The sequence below is a fragment of the Eubacterium sp. AF36-5BH genome (assembly GCF_003460505.1).
Classification (GTDB): Bacteria; Bacillota; Clostridia; order Lachnospirales; family Lachnospiraceae; genus Eubacterium_G.
The window spans coordinates 107548-119204 of record NZ_QTVG01000002.1 but is presented as its reverse complement, the minus strand read 5'-3'; the positions used below and the strand labels follow the sequence as shown (position 1 = coordinate 119204).

Genomic DNA, 11657 nt, shown 5'->3' with positions numbered 1-11657 from the left:
ATTATTTTTATTTCATTTCAACATAGTCAATAATTAGCCTTGCTGCATTCTCTAATGAGATATTTGCTGTGCTTATGCACAAATCATAAGCTCTTGAATCACCCCATTTATTCTCACAGTAGAAGTTATGATATGTTTTTCTTACTTTGTCTCTTTTCTTCATCTTGGATAAAGCAGCTTTCTTATCAATGCCGTCTCTTTCCATAACTCTCTTAGCCTTACTTTCTGTATCTCCTAAAATAAATACTTTTGTAAGATTTGGATTATCTGCGAGAATTTCATCTGCACATCTGCCTACAACAACAAATGATTCATTTTCCTCATTTGCTCTCTTTCTAAGCATATTGAATTCCTTAATGGCAACATCCTGTTCTATTGACGTTGTTACACCACCTAATGGAATTGGCATAAAAGTAAGGTTAATAGGTTTTTCGTCGTACTTCTCAACTACTTCTCTACTGTACTTTCCTTCCTTTGCCACTTCATCTAATAATTGCTTGTGATATAAAGGTATATTGTAATGTTCTGCTACCATTTCTGCTACCTTTAAACCTCCGCTACCAAACTCTCTTCCTATAGCAATTACTATCTGCTTCATAGTACATCCCTCCAGTCTTTAAGATTAAAAATAATCCGTACTTAATTTTATGCTAATTATACCACATTTTTCATTTTTTTTAAACTAAAAAGAGGTTCTAATTCCATTAAACTTTATAATGTTTAACTTATATTTGAACCTCTAAAACTTCATTTTTTGCTTTTTCAAACTAGTATTAATTTACTATTTAAAACTAACATTGATTTACTTTTCAAACAAACATTAATTTACTTTTTAAAACAAACATTAATTTGCTGTTTTAATTATTTGTCTAAGAATTTGTAACTTCCCTTTACAATAGCCTTGTCAAAAACAACAAACATTGCCGGTAAAATACAAATTACACAAAGCATACTAATTACGGCACCTCTTGCCATAAGTAAGCAAAGTGAACTAATCATGTCAATACTTGAGTAAGCACCTACACCAAATGTTGCCCCAAAGAATGTACAAGCACTAACAATAATTGACTTCATTGTTGCTGTTAATGCGTCTTTTGCAGCAAGATTTTTTTCCTTGCCACTGCTACGCTCTAACTTATATCTGTTAGTCATTAAGATTGCGTAGTCAACTGTCGCACCTAACTGGATTGTTCCAATTACAACTGAAGCAATAAATGGTAATGTTGCTCCTGTATAGAATGGAATACCCATGTTGATAAAGATTGCAAGTTCAATTACTGCTACCAAAATTATAGGAAGTGTAATTGACTTAAATACAATTGCGATAATTGCAAAAATTACAAATATTGAAACAAAACTTACTGTTGCAAAGTCTTTGTTTGTTATCTTAATTAAGTCTCTTGTACATGCAGCTTCGCCTACAAGCATTCCTGACTTGTCGTATTTCTTAATAATCTTTTCGATTTGATTACACTGTGCATTGGCTTCATCTGAACCTGTCTTATACTCAGACATAAAGATTAACATTTCATGTTTTTCACTCTTTAATGCACTTGTTAAATCTTCCGGTATAAATGAATCAGGAACTGAGCCGTCTAAGAAACTTTCAAGTCCCATTGCAACTTTTACACCTTTTACATCATTAACATCTGACAATAAATCTTTAACATCTTTCGTCTTTGTATCTGAACTTATTAAAATCATGTTAGCCGAGCCTAAATCATAAGTATCTGCCACTTTATTCTGAGCTGTAACACTCTTTAAGCTTTCCGGCAAACTTAATGTTAAATCATAATATACATTTGTATTTGCCTGACCGTAAGCTGCAGGACCAATTAATAATAAGAACAATACAATAAATATTCTATAATGCTTTGTAATCCACGCAGGAATCTTTTTAAAATCAGGTAATAACTGTTTGTGCTTTGTTTTCTGAATGGCTTTGTTAAATACCAAAATGAAAGCCGGTAAAACAGTTACACATGAGATAACACCTAAAATTACACCTTTTGCCATTACAATACCAAGGTCAAGTCCCAATGTAAAACTCATAAAGCATAAAGCAATGAAACCTGCCACTGTTGTTATTGAACTACTTACAACAGAAGATATTGTAGCTGCAATAGCATCCGCCATAGCCGATTTACTGTCACCGTCATGTTTCTCCAGTTCTTCCTCAAAACTGTGCCACAGGAATATTGAGTAGTCCATTGTAACACCAAGCTGAAGCACCGCCGCTAACGCCTTTGTCAGATAGGATATTTCTCCCACCACAAAGTTGCTGCCTAAGTTATATATAATAGCCATTCCAATACTTAACATAAAGAAAATTGAAATTAAGTATGAATCCATTAACAACGACAAAACAACAATTGAAACTAATGCTGCTATACAAACGTATATGAACATTTCCTGTTCAACTAACACTTTTGTATCTGTAACAATGGCTGAAATACCGCTAATATAACACTGTTTTTGTGTAAGATTTCTAAGTTGTGTTATTGCATCCATTGTTCCCTCACCGGAACTTGTGTCATCAAAAATAACCATCATAATTGTTGATGTACCTTTGTTAAAGGCTTTGTACACATCATCCGGTAGCATTGATTTTGGTACACCTGCTTTTTCAAAAGAGTCATACCATAAAACTTTACTTACATGGTCAACTTTTTTCATTTTGTCAATAAGCTTTGTGACATCTTTATCGTCCATCTTATCAACCATAACAATACTAAATGCACCTGAATCGAATTCGTCCATCATTATGTCCTGACCTGTCATTGTGTCAATTCCGTCCGGCAAATAGTATAATAAGTCGTAATTTACTTTTGTATTCATATAGCCAATGCCTGCTGGAATTAGTAGTAAAATACTAATTAGTAATATGACATATCTGGCTTTTACAACAAACTGTCCAAACTTCTTCATAACTTATTAGCTCCTTTACTTATCCGACTTGATTTCGGCTGTCTTAAATATGAATTTAACGTTACCTGACATATCACTCTTAATTCCTGAGAATGACTTGTATTCTTTTCCGTTATTTAATATATCTTCAATACTATTAACTGCATCCTTTGTATCATAGCCAAAGATTTCAGTAATCTTGCTTATACCTTCGTCATTTAATTTGACAACACCATCTTTTAATGTTTTTGTTCCATTAAATAATGTTACAACACCACTGCTTAATGAACCTGTACCATTTGCTAATGTTTTAGCACCATCACTAATCTGTCCTGCACCTGAATTAACAGTTGCAATACCATCTTTAACCTGTGAGCTTGCATCGCCTAACTTACTGTTCATCTTATCTGTTCCCTGGTTAAGTGACTTCATACCTGAGTTAAGAGTTTTTGCACCACTCTTTAACTGGTTTGTTCCTGATGCTAATGTACTTGTTCCATCATATAAACTTTTTGTGCCTGCTGCTAAAGTACCGGCACCCGTATTTAACTTGCTAATACCTGTGTATAATGTATTAATTCCTGTATTTAACGCTGATGCACCATCTGTTAAATCTCCCATGCCATCAACAAGAGCCTTAATGCTTGATGCCTGTGAAGTAATCTGAGTTTCAAATGTTGATTTAACCTGCTCTAATGTTTTAATTCCATAATATGCTTCTAATAACTGATAATAAGCTGTTGCATTTAAACCTGCACCTGTTAAAACAGTAGTCATGTCTGCGCCCTGAGCAATGGCACCGTTAATCTTTTCAATAGTTGCGTTTAATGCTTTTTCAGAAGCAATTGCACCGCCTGTAGCTGCGCTTACTTTTTTAACAACACCATCAATTTGAGTCTGGATAGAACTTGGTGTTGACTGTAATGTACCAACTAGCTGTTTTACGCCTGCTTCTGCTGTTTTTGTTCCTGTTGCTAAAGCCTTTGAGCCATTCTTTAAGCCCTGGCTCTTAACATTACCCTTGCTGTCCTTAACATCTTCAAAACCTGCTTTTGCACTGCTTAAACCTTTTGCAAGTTCCTGTGCACCTGAGTTAACCTTCTTAGCGCCGCTGTTTAATGTCTGGGCACCTGAATTCAACTTGTTAGATGCTGACTTAACACTCTTTGTTCCTTTGTATAATTTCTTAGCACCTTTGTTTGCACTCTTAACACCTGAAACAAGAGCACAGTCAAACTTCTTATAGCTTGTTAATAATGTAGTTGTTCCTAAATATAAATCAGATGTATATTTAGCAATATCCTTTGCACCCTTATCAATCTTATCTGCACCTGAATTTAATTTGCTGGCACCTGATACTAAATCTCCAGCACCTTTTACTAACTGATTTGTACCGTCCTTTAACTCATCCATCTTATCTTCAATATCTGAGAAATCTAAGCTCTTGTCTAAATCTAAATCAGCAATTTCAGATGTTGCCATTGTAAGTGACATGTTTAAGCTAAAGTCTTTTACATCAGCTTCAACTGTAAATGATTCAGGAATATCAATATCCTTTAAATAATCTTCAGCCTTGCTAACTGTTGATATAAGATTGTCCTTAAAGCCCGGTGCTCCATAACCGATTACAATGTTTGAGCCATCATATTCAACTACTTTACCGTTATCAACTTTTACATTTGTGAAATTATCATCTAAAACCATACCTGTTAAAGTAATAAATGGAATGAATTTTCCCTCAGATGATGTTTCATTAACATAGTCATAAACAATTTTTACTTTTCCGCTTTTTCCTGCCAAATCATCTGGTGATATTTCTTCATCATCTAAATAATATTTAACATTTACTTTAATAGGTGTAGACTCTGTTGTTGTACCCTGATATGTAATGTCTTTTCCTTTATTCTCCCAAACAATATTGCCATTCTCATCTGTAGTATATTTTTCATCACCACTTAAATTTGTAATATTATCGAGATTTGATACATCACTAATGCTATCCTTATCAGAAACTTTCAAAGTATCACTTACTGTTGTCTTAGTAACTTCACCAGATGGATCCATTTCCACGAAAACTGTTTCTTTCTTTTCAGTATTGGCTGTGTCACCAATCTTACTGCTTAATAATGTTTGCAAATCTGACTGTTTAATTGTGTCAGAAGCTTCTGTTTGTTTTTTTTCTGTTTTCTTTGACTGTGTGTTTGTAGTTCCACATCCTGACAAACACCAGGTTGACATTGTCATAACCAACGCCAAACTTATTCCTTTTTGAACATACTTTCTCATTTCAACATACACTCCTTTTCTTTTCTATTGTACAGTATACATTTATATGTAAAAAAATCATTATACATTCTTATACACCAATGTATTTTTATGACACCTGTATGAAATTGTATAAGTCATTTACTTTCTGTATAATAAACAGATATTAGATTTCATTTGTACCTCTTTATTGTAAAAATATAACTCTGTATATTTTCAAATAGACTAAAATCAATTTCCTGTTAAATCATTTTTTTAATTCTTTGTATTTCTTTTATACATGTAAATCTCATGACCTAACTCTTCAGTTTGTAATGTCATTTTCTGTAGCAAAACAGCTAAATCATCTTCATTTTCCTTCATACCTTTTAATGCCCAGTCAACAATTACTCCTGTTAAGCCATAAGCGAAAAATCTCGCATATATATCCTGTTCTTTATCATCTAAATGCTGATATAAGTCAAGTTCTGCTATTGCCTTCACAAACAACTCTGCGAAAATTTTATTACTATATTCAGCGAAGAAATTGTTGGATGATTTAATAGTGTTCATAAAAAACGCTTTCTGCTGCTTCATATATTTGAACAATCCAATTAACTTTTCAACCCAGTTTTCAAAAGTCAAATCCTGTGTTAATGGAATAAATAAATCCTGATTATATATCCAACTAAGCAATTCATACTTGTCATTAAAATGATAATAAAATGTCTGTCTGTTAACACCGCAATGGTCTGTAATGTCTGCAACAGTTATTTTATCCAAAATCTTTGTGGCCCCCAACTCTTTTAAGCTTTGCGCCAAAGCTTTCTTTGTAATGTTTGAATTTGCCATAACATCCTCCTTATACTAATGTATCTAAATATTACATTAGCATCTTTTTTATACTTGTGTATGATTTTCTTATATTTGTAATATAACTCTACTTTTTGCTAAATGCAACCATTCTTTCTGTTTTTTATACGTTTGTCTCAAATTGTATAATTGCGTATTGTTTTTTTGCGTAATAAGAAGTTCTGAAGGAAGTTCTTATTACACAAAAAAAGAAGCTGTAGCAATGCTACAACTTCTTTTTTCTTAACTTAACAATATTCTATCATTATCAAATGCTTTCTGTTTCTTTGCTGAATACATCTTAATCAAATCATCCATTGTCATATTGTCTCTTTCTTCTCCTGAAAGATCCAATATAATCTCACCGCTGTCTAACATAATTGTTCTGTTACCTGTGGTTAATGACTGATTCAAATTATGTGTAATCATCATTGTGGTAATGTTATTCTCTGCTACAATTTCTTTTGTTATTTCCATTACTCTTTCTGCTGTTGCAGGATCAAGAGCTGCTGTATGCTCATCAAGCAATAACAACTTTGGAATTGATAAAGTACACATTAACAATGTAACTACCTGTCGCTGGCCTCCTGAAAGTAAGCCGATTTTGGTTTTCATTCGGTCTTCAATTCCCATATTGTATCTTGCAAGATTCTCCCTAAAGAAAGCTGTCTGCTTCTTAGTTATGGCTCTCTTAAAAGGTGAATTTTTCTTTCCTGCTCTTGTATATGCCAACGCAAGATTTTCTTCGATTGTCATATTAGGAGCTGTTCCTTTCATTGGATCCTGAAAAACTCTGCCGATTAATTTAGCTCTTGTATGTTCACTCTTAAAAGTAATATCTTCTCCATCTAATAAAATATTCCCTTTATCCACCATAAAGGTACCACATATTGCATTAAATAAGGTTGATTTACCTGCACCATTGGAGCCAACTACTGTTACAAAATCACCATCTTTTAGGTTTAATGACATATGGTTAATTGCTGTATGTTCATTAACTGTACTTTTGGCAAAGGTTTTTGATATGTTATTTATTTCTAACATTACATTGCCCCCTTTCTGATTTTTCTTGCAGCCATTCTTTCCTTAATTGCAGGTACTGCCAATGTAATAGCTACTATTAATGCACATGTGAATTTCATAAGGTTTGAACTCATGTCGCCAAACAACTGCTGTCTGATAACGAATGCAACTATTATTTTATATAGAACAGAACCGATTACTGCTGAAACAATTCCTGTTGCCACACTTCTTTTTCCAAAAATAACTTCACCAATAATTACTGCAGCAAGACCATAAATCAAAGTTCCGTTTTGTAAACTAATATCAGCATAGCTAATGCTTTGTGACTGCAGTGCACCTGATAAACCAATAAGACCGTTTGCCATCATCAAACCAACAATCTTTGTTCTGTCTACGTTAATTGATGATGCTCTTACCATATCAGGATTGTCGCCTGTTGCTCTAATGCAAAGTCCTAAATGAGTTTTAAAAAACCAAATCACTAATAGAATTACAACTAAAGCAATAATAAAACTAACACCAGCCTTTACCATAGAAGTTTCAAACATACCTCTAATACCTAAGGTTTCTTTTACTTTTTCAAAAATTGTTACTTTACCATAACTTAAGTTTGTAGTCTGACCTTTATCTGTCAAAGAATAGCAAACCAAATTAATGGAATACAAACCACTCATTGTAATAATACCTGCCAAAACAGGATGCACATTAAGTTTAGTCTGCAAAGCTCCTGTAATTAATCCTGCTATCATTCCCGCTGCCATTCCAGCAAAAACTGCAAGAATCGGATGACCGTTAAGAGAAACTAAAACAGAAATTACAGCTCCAAATCCAAAACTTCCTTCTGTTGTTAAATCAGGTATATCTAATATTCTTAAAGAAATATATATACCCATTGCCAATAAACCGTAAATTAATGCCTCTGGCACATTTGATAAATAATATTGTAATTCTACCATTTCTTTTTCACTTTCAATTATTATTGTAATATTTTAATTCTCAGTTTTTCATTACTCTATTATTTTCATTTTTGTAGCAAACTTTTTGCTTTATACTTTTCAAATGTTTTTTCATGTTATCTAATTTATACTTTTAAACTTACTTAGCTGTATCAAGTTCTTTTACTTCATACTTTGTTTTTATATCTTTCTTTGTAAGTCCTAAAGCTTTCATTGTGTCTTTATTTACTGAACAGTAGTCAATACCTACAACCTGTGCCGGTATATCTTCTACCTTCTTACCATTCTTTAAATATTCAACTGCCATATCTGCTGTTTTCTTACCGATTCCCTTGTCGTCAATTGCAAGTGTTGCAAAACAACCTGACTGAACTGTTGTTGCTGATGCACAATATGTTGGAACTTTTTTGTCCTTGCAGATTTCTGTAAGTTTTGAAACACCGTCCTGAATAATTGAATCATTTGGAACAAATACTGCATCTACTTTTTCAGCTATTAAAGCGTTTGTTGCGTTTTCTACATCTGCTGCTGTAGGAGCTGTTTTTTCAACATATTCAACACCGATTTTCTTTAAGTATTCTTCAACCTGTTTAATTGTGTTTGTAGCGTTGTCTTCGTTTCCACTATAAATAAGACCGTATTTCTTTGCAGGTGTTGTTGCCTGTGCAAAATCAATTATTTCTGAAACAGGAATTGCATTTGATGTTCCTGTAGCATTCATGTCAGGCTTATCCATGTCTGTTAAAACCTTTGCTGCAAGTGGTGCTGATACTGCACAGAAAAATGCAGGTGTGTCTGATTCTGTACTTACAAATGTCTGTGTTGGAGGTGTTGCAATTGTAAACACCGCCGTGTATGAACCGTCAGCCATGTTACTTGCTATAGTTGATAAAGTTGTTGCATCACCTGATGCACACTGGTAATCAAAAGTTGTGTTGTCTTCTGTGTAGCCTTTTGCTTTTAATTCTTCAAGAATTCCTTCTTTCATATCCATAAAAGCGCCATTTTCTACCATTGTGATAATTCCAATTTTTTTCTTGTCATTGTCATTATCTCCACCCTTTTTGCTGTTTCCACATGCTGTGAATACTGATGTAGCTAATGCTACTGTTAAAACTAAACCTAAAACTTTCTTAAATCCTCTCATAATCTTTCTCCTTTTAAAAGTTATTTCAGTTTAGATAACCCTTCAGAGTATATAGAAATTAAATTACTTTTATAACTTCTATAATCTATTTTTCTTTATACGAAAAAAAGTCCTTGATAGTATTAATCTACTATCAAGGACGGATAATCTAAAAATCTTCCGCGGTGCCACCTTGATTCATATCAAACGATATGCTCTCAACGAGTACAAACATACTCTGTGCAACTAACGTATGCCTTCACGTCATGAAATACTGGCTTCTAAAAAAGTTTTGTTCCATGCCCTCTGCGGTCCATTTATGTGAGCTGCGTTCTGTGGGTTCTCAGCTACTCCCTACTCTCTGTAAGTGCACGATTCACTTTTATCTCCGCATCAACGGTTTCAATGGTCATCTTCAACTGTTAGTAAGAATTATACGTCAACCATTTCTGTCAGTCAACCCTAAATTTCTATTTTGCAGTCTTTTGTTTCCATACCTAATCCTCTATATGCTGTCAATTTCTTCCCATAACTCTTCCTCTGTAAGTACACGACCATTTTCTAAATCATCAATTGCTTCATCAGGTTTAGAAGTAATACATTCATCCCATCATTAATCCGTTATAAACTTTTCTACTACCTTTGCTATACCATCATCGTTGTTTGATGCTGTAATATAATCAGCATTTTCTTTCACTGCATCTACAGCATTTTCCATTGCAACACCAACTGCTGCATATTTAATCATTGACAAATCATTAAATCCATCACCACAGGCAATTGTATTTTCATGAGGTATGTTTAATTTGTCAATTAAAACTTTAATTGATGCAGCTTTGTCAATTCCCTTTGGTACAATTTCAATAAAGTAATCTGTAGAACGATACACTGAAAGAACATCTCCGAATTTTTCGGCAAGCCTTTTTTCGTGATACTCTGAAATTTCAGGATCTACAGTGTAAAGGCATTTGTTTGGATTGTAGTCCACATACTTTACTACATCTGTTAAAAATGCCGGTATTCTGTTGATTTTTACAGTTTCAAGCATTACATACGGATCTACTCGTGTAGCCACAAGTCCCTGCTTGTTGTCATAAGTAATCAGCCCCAGATTGTTTTGTCTTGCATATCTTATTAAATCAGGAAGATATTTTCTATCCAGAGTATTCTCAAAAACTGTCTCCTTTGTTTTCCAGTCGATAATTTTTCCACCATTAAATGACATAACATATCCACCATATTTTTCAAGTTCCAGCTCTTTTGCAATAAATCCCATGCCAGGCGTTGGTCTGCCAGACGCAAGAGCCACAATATGACCTCTTCTTTGAATGTCCATAAGGGCTTCTTTTGTTTTAGGTGTAATTTTCTTTTCATCATTTGTTAATGTTCCATCTAAATCCAAAAATATTATTTTCTTGTCCATTAATCTTATCCTTTGCAATTTTATTTATTTAATTCTTCTAATTTTTCCATTGATGTTATTAACATTTCCTTTGTAATAACGTATGGGTTATGCTCGATATCTTTCATTATTACCGCATTTTCTGCTAATTGTTCTATGTTGTCTTTTGTAAATTCCAAATCTTTAAGACATGTTGGAAGTCCTACTGACTTGTTAAATTTATATACTGTTTCAAAATCTTCCATATTGTTGTCTACAAGTAAAAGATTTAAAACACCATAACTTACAACTTCCCCATGAAGATGATTTTTTTCAATATGAGGATGCGCTGTCAAAGAATAAAATATAGCATGTGCCAATCCTGAATTGTAATGAACTGTGTGCTCTGCCGTAAGATAAATTGAAGCAACAGCAGTTGATACTATAATTGCCAATACAACCTGCTCGTATTCATAAGAATTTTGTTTTCTGTCATTTGAATCCATGGCAGCTTTTCCATATTTCATTATAGGCTCGTAACACATTCGGCTTGCATTTACACCCATTTGGAAATAATGCTGTAATTCCTCTCCTTTTGAAGACATTTCAGCTTCAAAATATTTTGCATAAGTGTCGCCCATACCAGCCCATAAATATCTTGATGGTGAATTTACTGTAATTTCTGTATCAATAAAAGCATGAACCGGTGGTGCCGGATAAAAGAAAGGCTCCTTAAATCTTCCATCAGGATAATACATTATGGACACACTTGTACAAGCTGAACAGTTTGATGCTATTGTTGGAAAAGAAAATACCGGTTTGTCTATTTTTACCCCCAAGCATTTTCCTGTATCTGTTGATTTTCCACCACCAATTGCAAAAATTATGTCGGCTTCTTTTACAAGCTGATTTTCCATTAAGGCTTCGACATTTTCATAAGTTGCCTCTCCACCGTACCATAAAAAATCCAGTATTTCTAAATCTGAACCTTCAATTGCTTTTTCTATTTTTTCTCTTGCTGCATTAATTGCCTTATGACCACCAATTGCAATAATCTTTTTTCCATAAGTTCCACATATTTCGGGAATCTTGTTATATACCTTGTCTCCAATAGAATAACTTGGAAGATGTATGCTGTAATTTTCCATTTTTCCTTCTTTCTGTTTTT

Annotated in this window: 9 protein-coding genes; all 9 read right to left on the bottom strand. The window is 33.5% G+C overall.

Annotated features, from left to right (window positions below; translation table 11 throughout):
* Nucleotides 1-7: 7 nt before the first annotated feature.
* On the bottom strand, nt 8-598 hold the full coding sequence (locus DW006_RS02035) for a cytidylate kinase-like family protein (protein WP_117998825.1): 591 nt from the start codon (nt 596-598) through the stop codon (nt 8-10).
* A 263-nt stretch (nt 599-861) separates the two neighbouring features.
* Complete coding sequence (locus DW006_RS02030; protein WP_117998824.1) at nt 862-2928, bottom strand: MMPL family transporter; 2067 nt, start codon at nt 2926-2928, stop codon at nt 862-864.
* Between the two features lie 15 nt (nt 2929-2943).
* Nucleotides 2944-5193, bottom strand: a complete 2250-nt coding sequence (locus DW006_RS02025; protein WP_117998823.1) for a hypothetical protein — start codon at nt 5191-5193, stop codon at nt 2944-2946.
* A 234-nt stretch (nt 5194-5427) separates the two neighbouring features.
* The gene (locus DW006_RS02020) at nt 5428-6003 is read right to left on the bottom strand and encodes a TetR/AcrR family transcriptional regulator C-terminal domain-containing protein (RefSeq protein WP_117998822.1); all 576 of its coding nucleotides are present in this window, start codon (nt 6001-6003) and stop codon (nt 5428-5430) included.
* Nucleotides 6004-6246: 243 nt separating this feature from the next.
* Nucleotides 6247-7047, bottom strand: a complete 801-nt coding sequence (locus DW006_RS02015; RefSeq protein WP_117998821.1) for an ATP-binding cassette domain-containing protein — start codon at nt 7045-7047, stop codon at nt 6247-6249.
* Nucleotides 7047-7982: an ABC transporter permease gene (locus tag DW006_RS02010; protein WP_117998820.1), complete on the bottom strand. Its 936-nt coding sequence runs from the start codon at nt 7980-7982 to the stop codon at nt 7047-7049. The genes DW006_RS02015 and DW006_RS02010 overlap by 1 nt, the downstream gene beginning before the upstream one ends.
* A 139-nt stretch (nt 7983-8121) precedes the next feature.
* The gene (locus DW006_RS02005; RefSeq protein WP_117998819.1) at nt 8122-9129 is read right to left on the bottom strand and encodes an ABC transporter substrate-binding protein; all 1008 of its coding nucleotides are present in this window, start codon (nt 9127-9129) and stop codon (nt 8122-8124) included.
* Nucleotides 9130-9721: 592 nt separating this feature from the next.
* The gene (locus tag DW006_RS02000) at nt 9722-10531 is read right to left on the bottom strand and encodes a Cof-type HAD-IIB family hydrolase (protein WP_117998818.1); all 810 of its coding nucleotides are present in this window, start codon (nt 10529-10531) and stop codon (nt 9722-9724) included.
* A 20-nt stretch (nt 10532-10551) separates the two neighbouring features.
* Complete coding sequence (locus tag DW006_RS01995; RefSeq protein WP_117998817.1) at nt 10552-11637, bottom strand: iron-containing alcohol dehydrogenase family protein; 1086 nt, start codon at nt 11635-11637, stop codon at nt 10552-10554.
* Nucleotides 11638-11657: the final 20 nt, after the last annotated feature.